Origin of the sequence: Acinetobacter sp. ANC 4204 (assembly GCF_002135205.1) — a bacterium.
Lineage (GTDB): Bacteria > Pseudomonadota > Gammaproteobacteria > Pseudomonadales > Moraxellaceae > Acinetobacter.
The window spans coordinates 316,860-339,130 of record NZ_NEFZ01000004.1 but is presented as its reverse complement, the minus strand read 5'-3'; the positions used below and the strand labels follow the sequence as shown (position 1 = coordinate 339,130).

At 39.4% G+C, this 22,271-nt stretch carries 19 protein-coding genes; 15 read left to right on the top strand and 4 right to left on the bottom strand.

Annotation, left to right across the window (positions count from 1 at the left end; translation table 11 throughout):
* The 14 genes from B9T36_RS10860 (at position 1) to B9T36_RS10790 (ending at position 17,647) form a co-directional block, all read left to right on the top strand.
* Positions 1-486, top strand: a complete 486-nt coding sequence (locus B9T36_RS10860; RefSeq protein WP_086209488.1) for a hypothetical protein — start codon at positions 1-3, stop codon at positions 484-486.
* Positions 486-914, top strand: coding sequence for a hypothetical protein (locus tag B9T36_RS10855; RefSeq protein ID WP_086209487.1), 429 nt, complete (start codon positions 486-488; stop codon positions 912-914). The genes B9T36_RS10860 and B9T36_RS10855 overlap by 1 nt, the downstream gene beginning before the upstream one ends.
* Positions 914-2,980 carry a methyl-coenzyme M reductase gene (locus B9T36_RS10850; RefSeq protein WP_086209486.1) on the top strand — a complete coding sequence of 689 codons (2,067 nt, stop codon included), beginning with the start codon at positions 914-916 and terminating at the stop codon, positions 2,978-2,980. Before B9T36_RS10855 ends, B9T36_RS10850 begins: the two co-directional genes overlap by 1 nt.
* Positions 2,980-5,787 (top strand): transglycosylase SLT domain-containing protein, encoded by a 2,808-nt coding sequence (locus tag B9T36_RS10845; protein WP_086209485.1) that lies wholly within the window; start codon positions 2,980-2,982, stop codon positions 5,785-5,787. The genes B9T36_RS10850 and B9T36_RS10845 overlap by 1 nt, the downstream gene beginning before the upstream one ends.
* A 57-nt stretch (positions 5,788-5,844) precedes the next feature.
* Complete coding sequence (locus B9T36_RS10840; RefSeq protein WP_086209484.1) at positions 5,845-6,114, top strand: hypothetical protein; 270 nt, start codon at positions 5,845-5,847, stop codon at positions 6,112-6,114.
* Between the two features lie 70 nt (positions 6,115-6,184).
* The gene (locus tag B9T36_RS10835) at positions 6,185-9,370 is read left to right on the top strand and encodes a hypothetical protein (RefSeq protein ID WP_086209483.1); all 3,186 of its coding nucleotides are present in this window, start codon (positions 6,185-6,187) and stop codon (positions 9,368-9,370) included.
* 270 nt (positions 9,371-9,640) lie between these two features.
* Positions 9,641-9,949: a hypothetical protein gene (locus B9T36_RS10825; RefSeq protein WP_086209482.1), complete on the top strand. Its 309-nt coding sequence runs from the start codon at positions 9,641-9,643 to the stop codon at positions 9,947-9,949.
* Complete coding sequence (gene terL / locus B9T36_RS10820) at positions 9,949-11,637, top strand: phage terminase large subunit (RefSeq protein WP_086209481.1); 1,689 nt, start codon at positions 9,949-9,951, stop codon at positions 11,635-11,637. Before B9T36_RS10825 ends, terL begins: the two co-directional genes overlap by 1 nt.
* A 9-nt stretch (positions 11,638-11,646) precedes the next feature.
* Positions 11,647-13,938: a hypothetical protein gene (locus B9T36_RS10815; protein ID WP_086209480.1), complete on the top strand. Its 2,292-nt coding sequence runs from the start codon at positions 11,647-11,649 to the stop codon at positions 13,936-13,938.
* A 77-nt stretch (positions 13,939-14,015) separates the two neighbouring features.
* A complete protein-coding gene (locus B9T36_RS10810; protein WP_086209479.1) occupies positions 14,016-14,294 on the top strand; it encodes a holin in 279 nt (92 codons plus the stop codon).
* Positions 14,284-14,793: a lysozyme gene (locus tag B9T36_RS10805; RefSeq protein WP_086209478.1), complete on the top strand. Its 510-nt coding sequence runs from the start codon at positions 14,284-14,286 to the stop codon at positions 14,791-14,793. Before B9T36_RS10810 ends, B9T36_RS10805 begins: the two co-directional genes overlap by 11 nt.
* The gene (locus B9T36_RS10800) at positions 14,794-15,291 is read left to right on the top strand and encodes a hypothetical protein (protein WP_086209477.1); all 498 of its coding nucleotides are present in this window, start codon (positions 14,794-14,796) and stop codon (positions 15,289-15,291) included.
* 502 nt (positions 15,292-15,793) lie between these two features.
* On the top strand, positions 15,794-16,810 hold the full coding sequence (locus tag B9T36_RS10795) for a tyrosine-type recombinase/integrase (protein WP_086209476.1): 1,017 nt from the start codon (positions 15,794-15,796) through the stop codon (positions 16,808-16,810).
* 162 nt (positions 16,811-16,972) lie between these two features.
* Positions 16,973-17,647, top strand: a complete 675-nt coding sequence (locus tag B9T36_RS10790; RefSeq protein ID WP_228146998.1) for a phospholipase D-like domain-containing protein — start codon at positions 16,973-16,975, stop codon at positions 17,645-17,647.
* A 22-nt stretch (positions 17,648-17,669) separates the two neighbouring features.
* Here B9T36_RS10790 and B9T36_RS10785 read toward each other — a convergent pair whose 3' ends face one another.
* Entirely contained in the window at positions 17,670-17,966 is a 297-nt protein-coding gene (locus B9T36_RS10785) for a hypothetical protein (RefSeq protein ID WP_086209603.1), read from the bottom strand.
* 376 nt (positions 17,967-18,342) lie between these two features.
* Positions 18,343-19,041 (bottom strand): hypothetical protein, encoded by a 699-nt coding sequence (locus B9T36_RS10780; RefSeq protein WP_086209475.1) that lies wholly within the window; start codon positions 19,039-19,041, stop codon positions 18,343-18,345.
* 617 nt (positions 19,042-19,658) lie between these two features.
* Between B9T36_RS10780 and B9T36_RS10775 the strand changes: the two genes are divergently transcribed.
* Positions 19,659-20,609, top strand: coding sequence for a MobA/MobL family protein (locus B9T36_RS10775; protein WP_086209474.1), 951 nt, complete (start codon positions 19,659-19,661; stop codon positions 20,607-20,609).
* Positions 20,610-20,677: 68 nt separating this feature from the next.
* Here B9T36_RS10775 and B9T36_RS10770 read toward each other — a convergent pair whose 3' ends face one another.
* Together B9T36_RS10770 and B9T36_RS10765 are read right to left on the bottom strand one after the other, a co-directional pair.
* On the bottom strand, positions 20,678-21,526 hold the full coding sequence (locus B9T36_RS10770) for a hypothetical protein (protein WP_086209473.1): 849 nt from the start codon (positions 21,524-21,526) through the stop codon (positions 20,678-20,680).
* Positions 21,513-21,854, bottom strand: a complete 342-nt coding sequence (locus B9T36_RS10765; RefSeq protein ID WP_086209472.1) for a hypothetical protein — start codon at positions 21,852-21,854, stop codon at positions 21,513-21,515. Before B9T36_RS10765 ends, B9T36_RS10770 begins: the two co-directional genes overlap by 14 nt.
* Positions 21,855-22,271 lie beyond the last annotated feature (417 nt).

The window sequence follows — 22,271 nt, the reverse complement described above, 5'->3', positions numbered from 1 at the left end:
ATGAACGAGATTATCCCGCATGAAAATAAAGAGCTGTTGGCCCGAATCCTTGGGGAAGCTCAGAACCGTGAATACATTGATGTTGTACGAGATATTCAAGAGCAAATTACAGATCATGCTGAGCTGATTGATGTGCCAGTGGTTCACCATTTTGCACCAGGTGTTTATATGCGCCAGATGGATGCAAAAGCAGGTACTTTGGTTGTGAGTAAGATGCACCGAACAGAGCACATGAATGTTCTATTACGTGGATCACTTACAGTGGCCACCGAAAATGGCATTGAGTATTTAAAAGCACCCGCCGTGATTAAATCCATGCCGGGTACAAAACGTATTGGTTACTTTCATGAAGATACGTCTTGGATGACAGTTCACCCCACCATTAGTACTGATTTAGAAGAAATTGAAAAGCAGGTAATTGTTCCCGAAGAAGAGATTAATCAATTTCTTGCATCACTTCAAAGCCAGTGTAAGGAGATTGAGTAATGTCATGGGCAGCAGTTGCAGTAGCGGTAGTATCAGCAGCATATACTGGATACACCCAGCACGAAGATAGCAAGTACCAAGAGAAACAAGCTGAAGCAGACGCAAAAGCGGTATCGGCACAGGGGCGTTTAGAAGCAGAGCGCATTCGTAAGGAGAAAGAAAAACAGCAATCTGCCGCACGTGCAGCAGCTGCAGAAAATGGACTTGATGTGAACGAAGGCACAGCGGTTGTGATTAATGATCAGATTGAGAAAGACGGTCAATACGATGCTGCTATGGCAGAAATTACAGGTTATAACGCATCACAGCGATTAAACGGTGAAGCGAGTGTACATAAAAATAATGCACAGTCTGCTTTGATTGGAGGTGCATTAGGTGCGGCGAGTTCAGGTGCTTCAACTTATGGTTCGCGGGGAGGGTGGAAATAATGGCTAGAATCCCTATGGGTAATTTTGGTAAAGCAATGCCAGAGGTTCAGCGTATCCAGATGCCACAGCAGAGTAATGCTATTGCTCAAGGTTTAGAGGGGGTATCTCAAACAATTGGTCAATATGTTGATACTAAAGACAAGGCACAGCAAGAAGCTGAACTAAGTGCCAAACGCCTAGAGTTATTCAACAATGATCTAGCCAAGCAAGAAGCGAAAGTAAAGCTTGATGACATCATGACCACTGAAATGAATGAGCAAGTTACGCTTGTGAAAAATGGTGTATCTAATGGTGATTACAATGCCAAGGCTGGTCAAGAGGCTTTAAACAAATGGTCAGAGGATCGTTACAAGCAAATTGAATCAGAACTCCCTGAGTTTGCGCGTCCAGATTTAAACAACTACTGGCGTGACAATGTGAATCGTCAGGCATCAGGTTTATTGCCGTTGCAATTGCGTGCAGATATGCAAAAAGGTGTTGTTCTAGCGGATCGCTATGGCGACATTGCTTCACGTTATGATCGTAAGCAAGGGCGTGCATATTTAGAATCCAATCTTGCTAGTTTGAATCTACCTGCAGCGGATATACAAGCTCGTGTAAATGCCTTTGAATCAGGGCAAGATATTCTCGAAATTGAGGGAGCTATTTCCAGTGCTATAGAGAGTAAAGACACCAATTCATTGCACCAGTTGATTACCAAAATGGATAACGGTGGATTTGGCTATACCGATGGACAGACATTACAGCAAAAGAAAAATCAGGTTTTAAGCCGTATTGATGCGATTGATACACAAGTTCGTGTTGAAGAAAATAAGCGCAATTCAGAAGCAAGCAAGCTTTTGAATGACTATAAAGCGAATGTGCTTACAGGCCGTGCACAAGACTCAGAATATGAGAACAATGTGAGTAAGGCTGTAGCGGGAACTGAAAGCGAAACTGAGTTTAAATTTCTTCAAAAGCAGTCTGTAAATTTTCAACGTTTTGCAAATAAGTCCACATCTGAACAACAAAGACTAATCAATGAACAAAAAGCCAAGATGAAAAACACGCCATCTGCAAATGCAGCAGATGAAGAAAAGATTTTGAATGCCTACGAGGATATTTATAAATCTAAGCTACAGACAGCTAAAACCAACCCAAATCAAGTTGTTCGTGAAGCAGGCTTGCAAGTGCATAGCTTAGGTGGAAACACGCTTAAATCGAATCCTAGTGCGTGGATTGATGGAGCAGTTGATAACGGTATTAGTCAATTGTCTTTAAAAGATGCCAACATCACATTAAAGCCAATTTCTGAGGAAGATTTACCCGAAGCAAAGAAAGCCTTTGATGGTATGGGAGTAAATGAAAAACTAAATTTTATTAGTGGCTTAATCTCAAAATCCAAAGGGCATCCAAATGGATCACGTATTTGGGGTTCAGTGTTAGGTCAGCTAGGGTCAGGTGATCAGAACTATGTTGCTGCTGGCCTTGCAGATATGAATAAATTTCAAAGCACAGAGGGGCGTAAGCTTTCTACATCTATCGTCAACGGCACGCAAATTTTAAAAAACAAACAGTTAATCATGCCCAAGGATGCTGAATTAAAAGCCGCATTTAACAGTTATGTGGGCAATACAGTTTCAGGTACCAGTGCCAATAATGCATATAACGTTTTTCGCGCTGTGTATGCCGATACCATGGAGGCAAGAAATTTACAGCATGACAAAGCAGACGAGCAGCCAAATAAAGACGTGCTGAAGTTTGCCTTAGCTTTTGCCACTGGCGGTGTACATCAACAGTCAGGCTCGCTAAAGAATTATATGGGTGGAAAGCTACAGGATTGGAAGGTAGCTATGCCATACGGAATGACTGATGACACTTTTGAAAGTCGTCTTGATGCAGGTTATGCGTCATTGGCCAAGCACACAGGCATGACCGAGGCAGAGCTAAAAACCTTACGTTTACGACAATCACCAGTGCGAAGCAAAAAGGGGGAAATTCAGTACGATTTACTTAATGAGCGTGGCAATCCATTGCAGATTGATGGTGTTAATTGGCGAATCATGATTAATGGAGCGACTAAATAATGAACTGGCTCAGTGAAATTGACGATAGCGAACAGCAATCTATCAATGAAATGAATGCTCAGGGTTTAGGCAAAGCACCCAAGCAACCTAAAAAAGAAGCAGGTTTATTTGATGGTGCTGCAACTGCTATTCCACGCGGTATTGCTGCAGGTGCAGTAAAGGTTTATGACACAGCTAAGAAGCCTTTTGAGCGTGTTGCTGACCATTTGCAGTACTCTATTGATGATGTACGGAATGGCGGCCTAGATGGGGCATTGGATGTACGTGAAAAGTCATTTTCAGATGTACATGAAGAAAAGAACAAAGATCGCCGTGACGCATTAGTGATGCAGGTTGAAGAACTGCAAGATGCACAGAACTCAGGTTTCGTCGGTAATATGCTTTTTGGCATTTCTGATATGGGTACACGTGCTTTGGGTGGTGGTTTAATTGCGGGTCCAGCTGGTGCTGCAGCACTTACAGGTTTATCTGAAACAAACTACAGCCGAGATGAATTAATTCATAAGGGAGTTGATGAAGATACCGCAACTACTACAGCATTGATTGATGGCGGTGTTGCAGCAGCTTCAACAATATTGCCAATCAGCTATGGTTTCAAAGGCACTGGTGGAGTTGTTAAAGATGCAGCTCTATCAGTAGGTGGAGCAACGGCATTATCAACTGCGGGCCAATACGCAAGCGGTCAGGTGCTTGAGTCTGAGGGCTATGATAAACAGGCCAAAAAGTATGAAATTACAGGGGAAAGTGTCGGTACGGATTTAGTGTTGAATGCGCTGATGTTTGGCGCTGCACGTGGGGCTAGTCACTATTTAAACCGTACACCTGAACAGATAGAAGCAGACACAACTCAAGTGCAATCAACATTGGTTGCGAATGAGGTTGAATTTGATAATGCCGCTTCACCTGTTAAACCGTCAAACCCAGTGCAGGCCAACAACCATTTCAAGAATATGGATGAAGCTCAAAACAACTTGCGTATCGGGCGACCAGTCAACGTACAGCACGTTGTTAAGGGTGAGGAAAAGCAAAGACCAGTAACGATAAGCCCAAGTGAATATAAAAATATCCGCTATGACGATCCGCGTTTAGATGCGCTATTAGGCAATAAAGCAAAGTCTATGGATATGGAGTGGGCCGTACCACTTTTAACGGCTGTACGCCGTGCTGGTGAGAAATCACATAACAATCAAGTTTCACCTAAGGGTGCTCAGTCAATTATGCAGATCATGCCTGAAACACAGGCAGGGCTAGAGCGTACTTACAAGAAGAAATGGGATATTAATAATCCAGAACATGCCACTGAAATGGCCTTGTATCTCGTTCGTGAAATGTCTGAACAATACAAAACCAAAGACCCATTTGTATTAGCTGCACACTACAACGGTGGTTTTGCGAATGGTAAAGCCATGCAGAAAAATGGTAAACCTAAAGCCACTGAAACCATCAATTATGTAAATCGGGTAAAGGATTTCATCAATACTGGTAAATATAAAAATTACACTGGTAATAATGTGTCTACTGCAATGGGCATGGATGGTTCAAGTTATGACTTCGCATACGAGGTTAAATCTTTAGGCGAGTTAATTGCATCAAATGATGCAGCCTATGGCGTGAACCCACTATACCCAGCCGATTTACAACCACGCGACCGAACACGTGAAGCATCACGCCAACAAATTGAAAGTATGGCAGATGATTTAAATCCTGAATGGTTAGGAGAGTCGGCTAAGCTTTCAGATGGTGCACCAATTATCGGGGTGGACAATGTTGTTGAATCGGGCAATGGTCGTACATTGGCAATTACCCGTGCATATGAAACAGGAAAAGCAGACGATTACCGAGCGTATATTGAAAAATATGCTACTGAGAAAGGTTGGGATATTTCAGGCATTGATAGACCTGTATTAGTCCGTACACGCTTAACAGATACAGATCGTGTGCAATTCACAAAGTTAGCCAATGAAGCTGATGTGGCGCAGTACAGTGCGTCTGAGCGTGCAACCAGTGACGTAGATCGTTTACCCGATGCATCATTACTCAAAATCAATAATGATGGCTCGATCAACCTAGATGGTTCTATGGACTTCATTCGAGGATTTGTAAATTCACTCCCGGAGTCTGAAAAGCCAAATATCCTGACTGATGACGGACGTTTGTCACAAGGCGGGAAACAGCGTATTGAATCGGCAATTATGCAGAGTGCGTACGATGATTCTAGTCTTGTGACGAGACTATATGAAAACATCGACGATGATAGTAAAACCGTTTTAAACGCCTTGCTTCGTGCAGCTCCACAGTTGGCACAATTGAGTGCATTGGTGAAACAAGGTGGGCGACATACAAACACATTGGCAAAGGACTTATCTCAAGCCGCGCAAAAGCTCAGTGATTTAAAGGCCAATGGTCAAACTGTAGATGATTATTTAAATCAGATTCAGCTCATTGATGATGGTTTGAGTGATGGTGCGAAACAGTTTTTAAATGTGTTTGATACGAATAAGCGCAGTGCTAAAGCTATTTCTGACAATATACAAAGTGAAATCAATCGCATTGATGCGCTTGGTGATCCGCGCCAAGGTTCATTATTTGGTGATGGTCCTGAAGAGTCAGCGGCACTCGATATCATCATGCAAGATCCTGATCAGCATATCAGTGTAACTCGATATGATCCTGACGGTAATCCTGAAGAAATCACCATGACATTGCGTGAACGATTAGATGAATTGGAAGCTGAAGCTAAACAGGCGCAGACCGATATTTTTACCACTGAAATAGCCATTAGTTGTGCTTTACAGTTTGGGGAATAAATCGTTTAATTGGTTTGCTTATGTAAATTATAAATATTGAAAAGTAAGGATTTATAGATGGCTAAAAAATTATTGGGGTTTGTTTTAATTCACCCTGAAAAAGAAGATTTTGTGATTGGTATAAATAATGGCGATGCAATGATTACAACGCTTTATGATTCCCGTCCTGACAATGCTAAAAGATTTAAAGACTTTGGGGAAATAGAGAAATTTGTTTCACCTCTCGATGATTTTTTATTAGATGTTGCCAAGCTTTATGATACTGGCAAACAGTACCTAGTAGAGTATGAAACATCAGTTTCGAGTAGACCTATAGAGTCAGATTGATAACTCATTACTCAACAAACCTAATTTAAAAAGATGCTCAGATGATAGAAAATATCTGGGCATTTTTATTATGAAAGAACAATGCAAGGCTGCTGTAGCCAAAGCGCTTGGTAAAGCATCCCTGAATCAGCAAGAAGCACAGCAGATTGAACAGCGCATTAAAGACGCAATGAAGTCTTTGGCCAAGAAGGATATTAATAATTGGCGCAATTTATCGGATGCAGAAAAGCTCACCAAAGCAGGTGAGTTCGTTGCTCAGGATATTCAGGATCAGCTCAAACGTAAGCATGCTATAGCGGCGCGGGACATTCTCACTCAAAGTAAAAACCTTGCCGCTTTGGATCATCCAACACTTTCATCGAGTGAAGTTGTAGACCGCATAGTTGCACCACATGGAGATATGTCGGGGGTTCAATCTATCGACACTAAATCACGTGCAATTGCTTCTATCTACCGTGGCGAGCTTGTAGATTTTTACACCAATGTAAAAGGTGGAATGGGTGTATTCACGGATAAGGAGATGGTCACAAATATTGTGCGAGAGCGTTTTGGTGACAACACTGGCGATCCTGTTGCTAAAAAAATTAGTGACAAGATGGGCGAAGTCTTTGAGGGTATGCGAGAACGATTCAACCGCTCAGGCGGTGATATCGGAAAGCTTGATGACTGGGGCCTACCGCAAACACACGACTTAGCGAAGATTGTAAAAGCAGGGAAAGAAGCGTGGGTAAAGAAAGCTGAGCAATTAATCAATACGGAAAAATATGTAAATGATGATGGCTCGTATTATTCACAACAGCAGATACGAGAATTACTCGAATACTCATACGACACACTTAGCAGTAATGGTGCAAACAAAACTGAAGTAGGTCGTCAATCGACTGCAGGTGTTTCATCGAAAATTACATCACGACATAGTGAAAGCGGGGTACTACATTTTAAGGATGCAGATGCATGGCTTGAATATCAGGCCGAATTTGGCGGTATGCCTTTTGTTGACCTTGTAGAAGCGCATATTAATGGCCTTTCTAAAGATATAGCCTTGGTAGAAAATTTAGGGAGTAATCCAAAGAATGCTATGCGTATTCTCATGGATGCAGCAGAACAGAAAGATTGGCTGAAAGGTGTAGATGCAAGCACCACAGGAAAAACACGTAAACGCGCACAGACCATGTTTGATGAGTTCATGGGGGCGAATACACCTGAAAGCGAAGTACTTGCCAATTTGGGCTTGGCATATCGCTCTATGAACGTAGCATCTATGCTTGGTGGTACAACTCTATCGAGCTTCACTGATCAGGCCATGATTGCAAAAACTGCGTCTATTCATGGTATTGCCTACCGTAAAACCTTTGGTGAGTTGATCAGTCAGCTAAACCCTAAGAATAAAGAAGATCGAGAGCTTGCGCATAGCTTGGGTTTAGCAACAGAAGAAATGCTAGGTTCAATCGCACGTTGGTCGGATGATGGGCTAACGTCTGTTAGTGGAAAAAGCCAAAAACTTGCACGTGTATCGAGCGCCGTAGCATCTCAAGTTATGCGTGTGTCTGGTCTAAATGCACTTACAGCAGCTTCAAAAGTTGGTTTCACTAAGATGCTTATGGAGAAATACGGACGTTTGAGCCGATCTAAAGCATGGTCTGAGTTGAGCGAGTTAGACAGAGAGCTCATGCAGAAAACTGGACTGAGTGAGCGTGTTTGGGACGTTATGCGCTTGGCTGAACCTGTTGTCGATCGCAAAGGCAATCAGTTGATGTCCGCACGTTCTATCTATGAAATTCCGGATGAAAAGTTATTGGCAGCAATGGATGGTGATGTTAAGAGAGTGGTAGGAGAGATTAATTCACAAATTAATGATCTAAATAGCCGGAACGCAATTGATGACCAACGCATCGCTAATAGAGTGCAGAAAGTAGATGATATTAAGCGTCAATTGTCGCAGCGGCTTTTAGATTACGCCAATCGCAAGGATGCTCAAGCGCAAATTGAAAAGCAAGAACTGCAAGATCGCATTGACCTGATAGATGCGCAAAAGGAAGCTGTGGCTGCTCAATCTGATATTAATAAGTATCTACAAACCGAAAAGCAAGCAAACCGTATTCAGGATTTTTTACAGCAAGTAGAAGATGGTCGTCATTCTGACAAAATATCCGAATCAACGCGTAGCAACGTTGAGCGAAATGCGCGTCAATATGGGAATCAAGCTGAGTCACTGGGTTATCGCCTTGGAAATGCAGAACGCCGTATTACTGAATTGCGTGCAAAAATGCGTAAAGCAGATAGTGGTTCAAATAAAGCAATTAACCAAAAATTCAAAGAACTTGATAGGCGTGTGAATGATTTGGATGCAGAGTTTATAGATTACCAAACCAAAGTAGCTGAAAGACAAACTAAGCGTGAGCATGTTATGAATCGTTTGGCTGGCAGTATTGATGGTGAAAAAGCAGCATTAGCACAGCGTATTCGTGATGAGATTGCATCCAGCTTTCAAGCTCATTTACTAGATGAACAAGGCATGGCAGTTGTTGAGGCTGGATTACGTGAAAGAACGTTCATGAGTGCAGGGCAAAAGAAAGGAACTGTTCCGGGCGAAATATATAAATCCATGCTGCAGTTTAAATCGTTTCCAGCAGCATTTCTTATGCGCCATGGTAGCCGTGCAATGAGCCAACCAACTAAAATGAGCAAGGCGGGCTATGGGATTTCAATTTTTGCTATGACTACATTGTTAGGTGCTTTGGTTGTCCAGCTTAAAGAACTAGCAAATGGTAATGACCCACAAACGATGTGGGATAGTGACGACCCACAAAAGACAGTGAACTTCCTAACTCGATCAGCAGTGCAAGGTGGTGGCTTATCAATCCTTGGCGATATCCTTGTGGCGGGTACTGACACCAGTGGGCGTAGCGCTTCTGATTTTATGGTTGGTCCTTTCGGTTCAGATGTCAAAGCTGTACTTGGTTTAACGGTAGGTAACTTCACTCAGTATTACGAGGGTAAAGATACGAATGCAGCAAACGAAGCTTTCAAACTTTTTAAAAACAAAATCCCTGCCCAAAACCTTTGGTACACCAAAGCTGCGACTAACCGAATGATTTTTGATGAAATGCAAGATATGATTGCACCCGGTTATCGAGAAAAGCTTTTACGAAAAGCTGAGCGTGAACAAGATCGCACACGCTTTTTAGGAGATTTTAATTGGGGTTCGGGTTTTGATGAGGCTAGAGCGCCTAATTTTGAGAGAGTTGTAGAATGATGAAAGAAATATGGGAGATATTCTTTAAAATTTACCTTTATTCATTGTTTGCCACACCAGTTGCATTTTTACTGCTACTAAGTGGTGATCAAGATTATATTGTGAATAGAATTTTAACTTATTACTTTCTCGCTGTAGCTACATCTGCTTTTATCCTATGGCCTATTTTTACAATTGTCGAAAAAATCAAGAAGAAAAAAACAAACTAGACTTACCCAACAAACCACAATTTATCCCCTTGTATATATCACTTATACAGGGGGATTTTTTATGCGTGATGATCAAGTAGAACGAATTAAACTGCTTTCTGAGGAAATAGCAGATGACATGATTGATACAGCTTGTGTTGCAATGGATATTGGCCTGAAATCCAAGCAAGAACGTGGAGACAAAGCATTCTTATATGGAATGATAAAGAATCAAGCAGGGGTGCTTGCAACAATTCAGCGTGTACTTGATGTTAAATCAGGAGCAATTCCACCAATTAGTGCAACAAAAGCAACTCAGGAAAAGTACGAACAAAATTTAATTAAAAAAGCTGAAGCTAATGCCGCGAAACTTAAACAGCGTATGAGCTAATGACTAAACCGAAGATCAGCTTTTTAGCGTTCTTCCTACTTTGGGCTGAGCTACAGGGTTGGAAGATACCCACTTTTCATATTCAAGTCTGTATTTTCCTTGAAGAGTTTTATCTCAATGGGCGTACAGGCTTGCTCATGCTTCCGCGTGGACACTCTAAATCGTCCATATTGGACGTATTTAATGCGTGGGTGATTTACTGCTGGCCTAACACTCAAATCTTGCACCAAGGCACCACAGATGCGGATGCTTATAAGTGTTCAAAAGGTACACGTGATGTTCTTGAGAGACATCCTTTATGTATTAGTAATCCTAATGTCGCTATTCGCCAAGGCGAGATTGAACGCTGGTTTGTAGAAGGCACGCCAGACGTTCGTTACGGCACTATGCTAGCAAAAGGCATCTTGTCAGGTGTTACAGGGCATCGTGCTCATTTCATTCAAAACGATGACGTTGAGACACCACAGACCACGGCAAATCCTGAACAGCGTGAGAAGCTACCTAAAAAGCTTTCTGAGCAAACGCATATTGCTATTCCTGGTGCAAAGCGTCTTTGGATCGGTACACCGCACACCCATGATTCACTTTATGAAAAAATTAAGAAGCAGCGAAAAGTTAGTAAGCTGATTCTTAAAATGTTTGAAAATGAAAAACGTGTTGAGGACAGCGTCAAAGGTCAAAAGGTATTACTTGATTTTGAACCGATACATGCATTTTCAGGCATTGGTGTAGGTGCGAAATACCTAAGAAAAGGTGAAAACTACGAATGCAGAAAATTAAATAATGCTTGGGAAGTCACCTTTTTAGAATCAAATTACATTGTCGATTTTTATTCTAAGGGAATTTGGGAAGAACGCTTTACGCCTGAAGAAATGGAATTTCGCCGTGAAGAATGTAAAACCCTGAACGAGTGGGATTCACAGTATCAGATGCATGCCAAGCCAATTGGTGATGTTCGTCTTGATCCTGACAAAATCCTTGCCTATGACTGTGAGCCAGTGTTGAGACGTGCGAATGGTCAATATCTCATGATGCTAGGGGAGCGCCGTATCGTGGGTATGTCAGCGAAATGGGACCCATCTAGCGGTAAGCTTAAATCGGATATTTCTTCTGTTGCGTTATTTTTACATGACGACTTAGGGACGAAGTATTGGCATCGGTCAATTGCTTTAACTGGTCCCGATATTGTTACTAATGATGATGGTGAAATTGTTGGGGGACAAGTTTGGCAACTTTGTGATCTTGTTGAAAAATACTATGTTCCAAAGATCGTGATAGAAACCAATGGTATTGGTGGCTTTGCTGGATCTTCACTCAAGGCAGCTTTGAAGAAGAGAAAGTTACGTTGTGGTGTAGAAGAAAGGCCCTCAACATCGAATAAAAACAAACGGATTCTTGATGCCCTTGAGGGGCCATTAATGTCTGGGCTTTTATGGGCTCATATCTCTGTTTTGGTTAGGACTGGTGTAAATGGTGACGAAGAAGATTCGGCAGTTGCAAAGCAAATGCGGGAATGGAACCCAGCAGTTTCAAGTCAACCTGATGACTACTTAGACTCAGCAGCGGGCGCAATTACCGATCAACCTGAACGAGTCGGAAAAATACACAGAACTAATGAAGTGAATGAGCGTCCTAATTGGAGAACAGACGGTGGTGTTGTAGAAGCCACCTTAGATTTTAACGATTAGGGGTAAGCTATGGCAGTACCTGAACAAACACCATATATAGAATATGACGGAAATGGGGTCTCTAAGGTATTTCCGCTCACTTTTGATTGTGAAGACTCAGATCATTTGATTGTCAAAGTTAATGATGAAATGCCTGTTGTGGGGGCGTGGTCTTTGGTAGATGAAAAAGTGGTCTTTATCAATGCACCCGTAATAGATTCAAAGATCGTAATACAGCGCAATACACCAACTAAGCGATCAACAACTTACAAAAGTTACGATAATTCTTTTCGTCCAGCACCTGTAGATAGTGACTTTGATACGATTTGGCGAAAACTACAAGAACTTGGGGTAACGAATTGGCTTACCGACACAGATATCAAGAATCTTGGTATTTATGTCAATTCTCTAAATGATGAAACGCGTGACGATTTTTTCAACAGTCTAGGCAACTTAGAGAAAAATACTAATGCAATGCTTGAAGAAGCTATTGCAAATGGTGCTGTTAGCGCTTTAGCGATTACCACTGTGGACTCGATTTCGGATTTAGATTCTATATCGACGTGGGATGGTAGAACCGTATATGTAAAAGGTGTGGCTAACTTCAAATATGATGACTCTATCAGTGAGTGGGTATTGGTTGGAAACTTGGCAGAGTCAATTGTTGATAGCTCAGGTTCAAATCAAGATGAGTTTAATACACTTGTTAGAAGTGAAAGTCTAAATATCTTAAAATTCTATAGTGAAGTTAATGACCTTGGTTTAGCTATTGAAATAGCACATGCGCAATTAACAAATAAACTCAGAACCATTTTTATTCCTGATAATACATACTCCGTAAAAACAACAGCTAACTTAACTTTAACTGATAGCACTGCTTTAGTTTTTGGCACGAATGTCAAAATCAATGTTGATAATGCGGTTGATGTTTTTGATATAAATTTCGGCAATCATACTTTAAACATAAGCGGAAATGGTGCATCACTCTATCCAAATTGGCCGATTGAAGCAGATGCCTCAAATGTTTCTGTGTTTAAGTTTTTAAGTACAACCTTAGGTAAAAGCCTGCGTTTCTCAAACTTCAATGTTTATAAAAAAGATGATCTGATTTTTGCAAAAGGGATTGATGCGGTCGGCTTAAATTATTCGATTATCAAAGATAGTGTGATTCAAGCAAAAGATTGTCTTACCAACTCTTCTGAAAATTCCGACGAACAAGCCCACGCGATGGGTAACCAAGTCAATGACTGTTTTCTGCATGCTGATGATACTGCAGTCACTCTGATTAATGAGGGTCAACTTGCATGTGAAGGCTTTAACTTTAAAGGCGGGGAGTACTTCGGTAAAACAGGCATTAAAGTTTTAGATCAGTTGGATAATACAGCTTATTACCCACCTTTGCTTCGCACTACAGGCGTTCACATGAACTGTGAGCGATTCTTTAGTATTGAGGGGATAAGTCGCGTAGATATCAATGCTTGTGATCTTCAGTCACGTGTTGTTGCTGACTCAGAATTTACAGGCTTAATTGAAATTTCAGGTGTACAGGGCTTCACACTGAGTGGTGGCACAACGATCACACAAGCTGAAACAACGGGTACTGCACCGAATGACAGCTTACCTGTATTGAGTATCAAGAAAAATAATCGTGGCAGAATTACAGCTTTTACAGAAATTGGCTATATTTTACCTTGGTTGACTCAAACAGCTCCGCTTGTACATTTTGAAAATGATGCTGAGGTGGCAGGAAAAGTTAAAGTTGCGAATATTTCAACAACAGCATTCACATCTTCATATATCACAAATGATTTTACAAAAGTAATTGTATCTTCTGACATGATTTTAACTAATGCTTTGGTGCGAGATGGTTTTAACTTTTCAACTTCAGCGACATTCAATAGCTTGACTGGTGAGCTAGATTTAAATGTAGCACCATCATCTGGCTCTCTCTATCAAATAACACGTGCAATTGTTCCAGATGGTTCCATTATTAAAAAAATCAAAGTACAGGGGCATATCGGCAAAGAATTTAAAGTTGTTATCGAGGGCTTTAATGTAAAACTTGAACATGGAATGACATTGATTACACCTACAGGTGAAACAACACATTTGATTTACGGTGGCTCTATTTCGCTATTTAGTTATAACAGTGATGCTTGTCGAATCACTGGAATATCAGAGGGCACATCCATGATTGCAACACAAGTACCAAGTGCTACGTCTGCACCAGGTTGGCACGGTCAAATGATTTATTCTGCTGGCAATATTTACATTTTTGTTTATGGCGCTGGTTGGCTTAAAGTTGGCGCATCTGCTTTCTAATATCACTCAACAAAGCCCAATAGACCCTGATCTTTAATTAGATCAGGGTTTTTTATTACCAAAAATAAGGGGGGAGCATGGCAGATCATGCACAAACGGCAATTGAAGCAAGTGCAGCAATCACAAGTGCTTCTTCAAAAACTGCAGTTGCTGGGGGTGGGGTTTCATTTGTTGGGTGGTTAGCAGGTCTTGATCCAATGACAGTCCTTGGTGTTTGCATTGGTTTAGGTGGCTTATTGGTCAGTTTTTTAAGTTTCTTAATTAACTGGCATTACAAGAAAAAAGAAGATCAGCGTGCAGATCAACTACATCAAATTGCGCTACGAAAAGCAAAGGGTGAATGCAATGTCGAATAAAACCAAGATAGCTGTAACTATGGCGACTGTGATTAGCCTGGGCGGTGTTGCCTGGACACAAAGCCGTGAAGGAACTGTACTTAATCCTTATTACGACAGTGTCAAAGTAGCAACTATTGGCACAGGGACAACGGTCTATCCAAATGGCAAGGCTGTCAAAATTACCGACCCACCGATTACCAAAAAACAAGCGGCTGAATATCTGCAATTCCATATGAATAAGGATGCCAAGATTTTCAATAAAACGCTTGTTGGTATTCCGCTTTCTCAAGCTGAGTATGACTTGTATATGGACTTCACATACCAGTTTGGCACTAGTGCCTGGTCACAGTCATCAATGCTTCGGAACTTGAAATCACGCAACTATGTGCAAGCTTGCAAGTCGCTATTGAAGTGGAAGTATGCAGCTAAGCGCGATTGTTCAATCCGTTCAAATAATTGTTATGGCGTTTGGACTCGGCAACAAGCACGTTATGAAAAATGCATGGGGGAAAACTAGATGCCATTACTTTTACTGATATGGAATAACAAACGCTGGACCTTAATCATTGTGCTTTTGATTTATGCCTTGTTTCAAACATGGCAATCCAATTCACTGGCAGGTGATTTGAATAAAGCAAAAGCGAGTTGTGACGTGCGTGTCGCGGAAGCAATTGCGCCTTATGAAACAGCAATCTCAAAAGCAAAAGAACAGAAAGCCATTACTGAAAAGGCTTGGTCAGACAAATATATTGAGGTAGAACAAAATGCGATTAAAAAAATACAAGATGCGAATGCTGCCGCTCGTAGTGCTGACTTGGCTGCTAGTGGGTTGTCAAAGCAACTCAGTGAAGCAAACAAGCGTCTGTCCACAGCTCCCCGAGAAACCATCATTGAGTACACCATTACCAACAGTGAGTTACTCGAAGCTTGCACAGCAGAATATCGAAGTATGGCAGAAAAAGCAGATGGCCACGCAATTGATGTCGAACGATTGAGTGAGGTATGGCCTGAATAAAATGTTATTGTTTATCTAGATCAGCAAAGAAAAATGCCAAGTAGCATACTTTGCTGATCACCTGAATCGCTTTTATTGTTAACTTCTGTTATTTGAATTATATTTGTGTCAGTTATAACCGATTTATAGTACAAAACTAAATCGGTTTTTTATTAAAAAAACTGTGGATAAGTTGGTGTTTTCGCCATTCTTACGCCAAATTTAATTAAGATATTGTTTAATATTAATTTTCCGCACCTTGACATCGTAGAGGTCTCCAGTTCGAGTCTGGATATACCTACCAAGATATATATTGAGTAAAATCAATATTTTAAGGGTAATATTGTAGCGATATTACCCTGTTTTTATTGTCAAATAGGTCAGCTTTGGGGAATCAAAATACCCAAAATTTGCATTAAAAACTGCTTTATATTTCGCTTTCGGGCGCCATTTTGAGATGGTCGTATGTATCTCAAGATGGATGGCGCCCGTTTTCGGCACCAAATATTGAGAGTTTATTAATATGCAAAAACCTGTCAAACGTGGCAATGCCTGGCGCATCCAAGTCAAATACAAGCATCTTCGTGATGCAGCAACTAAAGATACCTCACAAGAATGTATTCAATGGGCGCACAAGCGACTCATGGAATTACAGCTCGAGTATGAAAAGCAGCTCAAAAATTTAGATAAACCCCAATACACTGTAAAGCAGCTGTTTAATATCTATTACGAAAAAATTGGGCAATTTACTAAAAGCAAAGTATACATCAAAAATCACATCAAATATTTAGAGCGGTACTATGGCAAACTTACCGAATACTCTATTTATGATCTCACTCCAAAGCTAATCACTGAAAATAGAGAAAGACGACTGCAGTTTGTGAAAGCAGGGACGATTCATAAAGAAATGAGCCTTGGATCTTCTGTTTTCACCTTTGCCGTACGAGAACTATTCTTACTGCCTTCTAATCCATTTAATTTGGTTAAGAAGCCAATTAAACCACCTGCACGAAAGAACCGTATAAGCCAAGATCAAATCAAAATGGTTTTGGTGGGTTTAGATAATTATGAAGAAGGTATGGTACCGAAAACACCAGCGCACTATGTAGCTTGGAGTTTTCTATTTGCATTGGAAACTGCTATGCGTAAAGGTGAGATATTGGGAATTGAATGCCAACATGTCTTTCCTGATTATGTTCATTTGCCTGATACTAAGAATGGTACCTCACGAGATGTCCCACTAACGACAAAGGCAAGAGCACTATTAGATCTACTGCCTAAGCGCGAAGGGTTACTTGTCGAACACAACTCCAATTCGTTTAGATTGCTTTGGCAGCGTAATTTAAAGCGTGTCGGACTTGCTGGGGCATTTACGTTCCATGATTCACGTCATGAGGCCATTACCCGCTTTGTGAATAACCAAAAATTGCCTGTAGAGATATTAGCTAAGTTGACTGGGCATAAAATCATTGGGGTTCTTGTGAACACATACTACAACCCAACGGCTTCTGAGATAGCAAAAATGCTAAATGCTGCTTAAGATATGCCCCATTGAATGGGGCTTTTTATTATGCAGATTTCTGATTTATCATTAAATGAATTAACAACAGTAATTTTGCGCAAATTTTCTTCAGAGAGGAGATCTGGCCCTGATATTGTAAAACTATTTAATTACTTGGGCTTCAGTGATGATTATTGAGAGTTGAATAAAAAAGGGGAATTTGGTAGTAGAAGGGACTTCACAAATAAAAAGCTCGCTGAGATAAATGGAACTTTTAAATTAATTTCCTTGATCGAGATTTTGGTTGATGATCGCCAAACCCAAAATCCTGATGAGATTGCATGTGAACTCAATAAAATACTGAAACATGATGGTTTGTTGCTTTATAAAACTGAGAGTGAAATCTATAAAATTGGTGGAAAATCTATTCAAGAGGATTTACAGCTCAAGCCTGTTTTTGAAAAAATAGAGAAAGAAATAATAGAACATATCAAAACTAGTAAGTATTCTGTATGGGTTGCGGTTGCATGGATTACTTCTAAGCCGATAGCTGAGGCACTTTATAGGCAACATCAAAAAGGGGTTAACATAAGAATTATAGTGAATGATGATAGTTTGACTGAAAGCAAGGGAATACGCTTTGAAAAATCTGAGATCGAATACTATAAAATCTCACCTAAAAATGGCAATTTCAATAATTTAATGCATCATAAATTTTGTGTTATTGATTTCAAGAAAGTTATTACGGGTTCTTTTAATTGGACTGTGAAAGCATCATTTAGTAATGAAAATATAACTGTGATTGAACAAAAAGATCAAGCTGAGAAATATGCGGACGAATTTATAAAGCTCATCAAAGATTTACCAAGAAGATAGAGAGCACTAAGCCCCCATTTTTTTAATTTTTACGCCGTGCTCCACGTTTTGAAGCTATCACGTTGAAATTTTCTAAGATGGGCATTACCTCCCTGGGATCATATAGATGCTTATTATCGTCACCTTTATTAAAAGCACCAATCTTTTCAATAATGGTTTTACGAGAAAGGTTAAAACGCTGCGCTAGCCATGCAGCTGTAACTCGATTTGGCAATTCCTCTGCTTTAAGTTCCAAAACCTTGCCTACATTTGGAATAGTATCATGTAGGAAGACTTGCGGAGGATGTTCCGCCTCGACGATAACGATATATTTATTCATGCCCATTTTATTATCCTATTGAAACTGGTGTTCTTAGGAAATGATCACAGAGGGTCAGCTATATGATCACTTCGCAAGAACACCAGAATAAAAAACTTAAAATGCACATTATCAAAATATTTAAAAAAAAGATGAGAAAAGTTTGAAAAAACAAAAAAAAGGTTTATTTTTTAATTTATTATATCAGTAAAATAATCTTAAGTTTATTTAGATGGGGTTTTGTGAAATGTGTAATTCTGTTTTGTAAAGTGATTTATTAAAAAATATTATTATAAAATAAGAGAATTGAATTTTTAGAAACGCACACGACTTAGCCGACCTTGAAAAAAGGTCGGCTATTAACGCATACTGCTTTTTCTTTTAGTTTTTTAATTATTTACTCATCATAGATTTTGAAAGGATTGTTTAAGTTGAGTAAAGTTGCATTCTTTTTGTTGTTAAATTCTCTACCAATGTCAGAGATATTAAACTCATTTATTTCGATGTCAGAGAAAGCTTCTTTATTGAAGTAATCCTGCATTAGATAAAGTTTTATGATCTTAAATAATAGATTAAGTTGATCATCATCAACATCGTTTAATTTAAGTAGCGACAGTAATGTCCCACCGAGGAAAAACTTTTTATGATTCTCTCTATTTCGCTTTTTAGTATTTTTTTGCTTTTCTAAAGAATCCTCCGTGTCTAAGATATTTTGATGAATTTTTATTTTCATATTATCTGGTAATTTTGACATATAATTATCTAACATTTTCTCAGCTAAAAAATAATGCTCAAGCACAGGAGGAATATCTTCTCCGAAATAACTATAATCTAAAATATCTCTTTCTATTTTTGTGATCGAGTTTGGATCTTTTTTAGATATAAAAAGAATCTTATTATCATACGTCTTTCTTATTTTTGTATATAAATATGTTTTTCTAATTAATTGCTTTTCTTTTTGATTAAAGTATTCTGAATCTTTGCGTTCGATTAATTGAATGACATCATAATGTGATCTTTCGAATGCAGCTCTTTCTCTTGCAAAATTTAATATTTCAATAATGTGATCTTGTGTTGTTAAAGCTGTACGAGCCATCGTGATATTTTCTCACTAAAAAAATAAAAAATGTATATCACATGTCAATTTTAAAAATTGAGAAAAGTTTAAATATTCAAAAAAAGTTCTGCTTTTTTTTCTGCTCCCTGCTAGTCACTTTTAGTTTGCTGTTAGTTTGGACTGTTAGTGATGAGCGATAAAAATCATTTTTTGCGAATGCAAAAAAAAGATTTTTATCTCGTCTCCGTGTTCATTAAAATTTTCTTTCAGAAAATTTTAATGAACACTACTTCTCGTCCTGCGGAGCACTTTTAGTTTTTAAGTGATTGTATTTAAACGATATTATTTGTTAAATATTCGAAAATTTATTTGAAATGGCTAAAAATCACACAAACGTCTGTTACACGTTAAAAATGGGGGCTGTTACATGTTTTTTTGCTTAAATTTTGTGCGGTGTTACACGTTAAAATTTTGGCTGTTACATGTTTGAATGATTAAAGTTTGATCGGTGTTACACGTTAAAAGTGCGTAAATTTATGTCGTTGATATATTTTTTATAAAAAAATCGCATTATTTTTCATTTTCTGCATCAAACGAATAAAATTTTTGAATAATTTTATATGATCCATTTTATTTATTTGAATTCGGATGTATATATGTATTATTTTGATTTACGTCATAATGTCAAAGAACTAAAAATTCAGCATAAAAATTTGCGTAAAGACAAATTTAGACATTCTTCAGAGTTGGGTTATTACTACATTACGCGAACATTATATTTCTCAACGCATAAACAAGATATTGAAGAGCTTGAATATACAGCATCAGCCAATATGCCAACATGGGCAGCTGATAGCCCCGAAGTATTTTGGAATGCAGCGGATCAATATGAAAGTATGAATGGGCGAACATCTACACATATTACCGTGGCTTTGCCGAAAGAACTCAATTATATGCAGCGCATAGAGTTATCAAATCAACTGATACATGAGTTCTGCGGTCAATATCAGATGCCCTACAGCTTTGCAATTCATAATCATGTGTCAACCCTCGATGGGCGTTATGAACAACCACACCTACATTTATTATATTCAGAGCGAAGTATTTATGATGGAATTGAACGAACACCAGAACTGTATTTTCAAAGACACTGTCCAAAGAATCCTGAGCGTGGCGGTGCCAAGAAACTAACCGCAGATGTACTTGGGCTCGGTCGTCATCAAATTAATCATTATCGAAAAATCACAGAAAATGTCCTAAATGAATATTTAGAACAATATGCACCCGTTAAAGAAATTGAAATTTATGGTGTGAAACTACAAGTTGAAAATAAGGTCTCATGTTTATCGAATGAAGATTATAATAAAAAACATGGGACAAATTTAAAAGATATTCCGCAAATACCTCGCCATTATTTACATAGTAAAGATCCTGATATTCAAGAAAAAATTCAAATAGTTAGAAAAACAGTTAAAGAGATTCGAGAAGCGAATTTATATGAATTGCATCAAGTTGAGTATCAGCTTGAATTGTCCAGAAAAAATCAGTATCAATATGAAAATAATGAGATTGCTCAGAAGCCAAAATCTAATGATTTCGACTTTTGATTTATTTTGATTCTCAGTGTAAGGATCGTTTCTAATAAGCAAGTTCAATCTGGATAAGATGAACTTGCTTACTTGATTAAATAGCTGTCGATTTGCAATTGCTCAAGTGCATACCACTTGTAGCGATCTTGGCCAGAAAAATGCTGTTTAAGATAAGCAATATGTCGAATCACGTGTTTCTGCTGTTTGAGTAAATGCTGAATGCGCTGATCGGCATAATGAATATCAACGCGCTGCTGCAACAGTGCTTGATAAAAATGACGATAATCAGGGTTCATATTTTTCAAAACTTCATGTGTGGCAATAGGAGAGAGTGGCTGACTCAATCCTTGTGCTATCGTATATTCTGAGATTACAAGGTTTGGCTGTGCGGAAATTTTCGCTGATTTTAATGACTGCGTGGGTGTATCTGTCTGAGCTTTGAGAGTGTGAAACGCCTGTTGAATTGACAGCGTTAGTGTATCAGCTTGAGTGTCTTTAACTGCATTTGTACTTCTTGCAGGCTTTGTACCAGTTGTATTTGTCCTTTGCACCGACGATTGCGCTTGAGCTTGGGTTTTAGTATTCGGCTGGATCAGTTGCTTTAACTTTTTATAGTTAATCGAATAAAAATTGGTTTGAAGCCATTTGTTTTTGGAGAGCTTTTTAATCACTAAAATCTCCGCCTGTTTTAATTTAGCGACGATCCGTTTAATGGTTGAGAGACTATAAATCCCGAGGGTTTGTTGCCATTGTTCATAGCTATGAAACCAATACTTTTTTCCTTTGTGGACTTGAGCATCACTATTTTCTAAGCAGTAATGCAGCTTTTGTAAGAAAGTCGCGGCTGCGACGCCATACGCTTTTGCAAGCGTAGGCGAAGCAATTAAAGGGTAGTCCGAGGGAGCCAGCAGAATATGCTGATTATGCTTGGACATAACGTGCTCCCAAAAGACGCTCAGCACGTTCAATCAGGTTTTGACGTTGATGGGTACGGAATGCCCAGAGCGAAGGGGTATGATTATTTTGATTGAGTTTTGCGACTTCAGCGATTTGTTCATCATTCATCTGGCGCATGCATTGACGAATAATCTGATGCGCATGCTCAAGCTCGGTCAGCAAGGAGTCTGCAGTATCGAGTGCTTGATAAAGATGGGTTAAAGTTTGACGCTGGGGATTTGAAATGCTTTTGGCGAGTTCAACAATCAGTTGAGAGGCTTGTTTTTTAGATGTGCAAGTGTATGCACCATGAAAAGTAGCGTTCATAGCAGTGGTCCTAGATAAGTTTTGAATACTTACCAGCATTACTTCTCACGGTAATGGTGGCAGCGAGACAGGGGTGAGAATACTGAATCTAGGATCAGCCAACCTTACGGTTGCCCTATCAAGCTGCCATAACGACTGCTAAACAGTAGACAAAAAAATAGCCGCGAGTGCGACATTAATTTGCACCTAGATTGTATCAGGTTCTCACGCCTGAACACAGATTTTGCTGTGTCTTATAAGCTTATCTGCGTATCCCTTGAACTGTCAATGCTGTATTTGATTATTTTTACAAAACGCAACATTTCATTAATTCGTTGATTAAGCTTTAGTTATTGGGGAAGTCTGACGGCTGGGTTTACCTATGATGAACAGTAGTATGTCGTTTGATCCAGCAGGGCTTTGCTTCAGATCCACTTA

Bases quoted from the DNA above. Each gene is read 5' to 3' on its own strand.
- B9T36_RS10785 (WP_086209603.1), bottom strand. From the start codon at position 17,966: ATGAATAAATATATCGTTATCGTCGAGGCGGAACATCCTCCGCAAGTC.
- B9T36_RS10795 (WP_086209476.1), top strand. From the start codon at position 15,794: ATGCAAAAACCTGTCAAACGTGGCAATGCCTGGCGCATCCAAGTCAAA.
- B9T36_RS10765 (WP_086209472.1), bottom strand. From the start codon at position 21,854: ATGAACGCTACTTTTCATGGTGCATACACTTGCACATCTAAAAAACAA.
- B9T36_RS10800 (WP_086209477.1), top strand. From the start codon at position 14,794: ATGCCATTACTTTTACTGATATGGAATAACAAACGCTGGACCTTAATC.
- B9T36_RS10855 (WP_086209487.1), top strand. From the start codon at position 486: ATGTCATGGGCAGCAGTTGCAGTAGCGGTAGTATCAGCAGCATATACT.
- B9T36_RS10845 (WP_086209485.1), top strand. From the start codon at position 2,980: ATGAACTGGCTCAGTGAAATTGACGATAGCGAACAGCAATCTATCAAT.
- B9T36_RS10775 (WP_086209474.1), top strand. From the start codon at position 19,659: ATGTATTATTTTGATTTACGTCATAATGTCAAAGAACTAAAAATTCAG.
- B9T36_RS10825 (WP_086209482.1), top strand. From the start codon at position 9,641: ATGCGTGATGATCAAGTAGAACGAATTAAACTGCTTTCTGAGGAAATA.
- B9T36_RS10840 (WP_086209484.1), top strand. From the start codon at position 5,845: ATGGCTAAAAAATTATTGGGGTTTGTTTTAATTCACCCTGAAAAAGAA.
- B9T36_RS10805 (WP_086209478.1), top strand. From the start codon at position 14,284: ATGTCGAATAAAACCAAGATAGCTGTAACTATGGCGACTGTGATTAGC.
- B9T36_RS10850 (WP_086209486.1), top strand. From the start codon at position 914: ATGGCTAGAATCCCTATGGGTAATTTTGGTAAAGCAATGCCAGAGGTT.
- terL (WP_086209481.1), top strand. From the start codon at position 9,949: ATGACTAAACCGAAGATCAGCTTTTTAGCGTTCTTCCTACTTTGGGCT.
- B9T36_RS10770 (WP_086209473.1), bottom strand. From the start codon at position 21,526: ATGTCCAAGCATAATCAGCATATTCTGCTGGCTCCCTCGGACTACCCT.
- B9T36_RS10780 (WP_086209475.1), bottom strand. From the start codon at position 19,041: ATGGCTCGTACAGCTTTAACAACACAAGATCACATTATTGAAATATTA.
- B9T36_RS10810 (WP_086209479.1), top strand. From the start codon at position 14,016: ATGGCAGATCATGCACAAACGGCAATTGAAGCAAGTGCAGCAATCACA.
- B9T36_RS10860 (WP_086209488.1), top strand. From the start codon at position 1: ATGAACGAGATTATCCCGCATGAAAATAAAGAGCTGTTGGCCCGAATC.
- B9T36_RS10835 (WP_086209483.1), top strand. From the start codon at position 6,185: ATGAAAGAACAATGCAAGGCTGCTGTAGCCAAAGCGCTTGGTAAAGCA.
- B9T36_RS10815 (WP_086209480.1), top strand. From the start codon at position 11,647: ATGGCAGTACCTGAACAAACACCATATATAGAATATGACGGAAATGGG.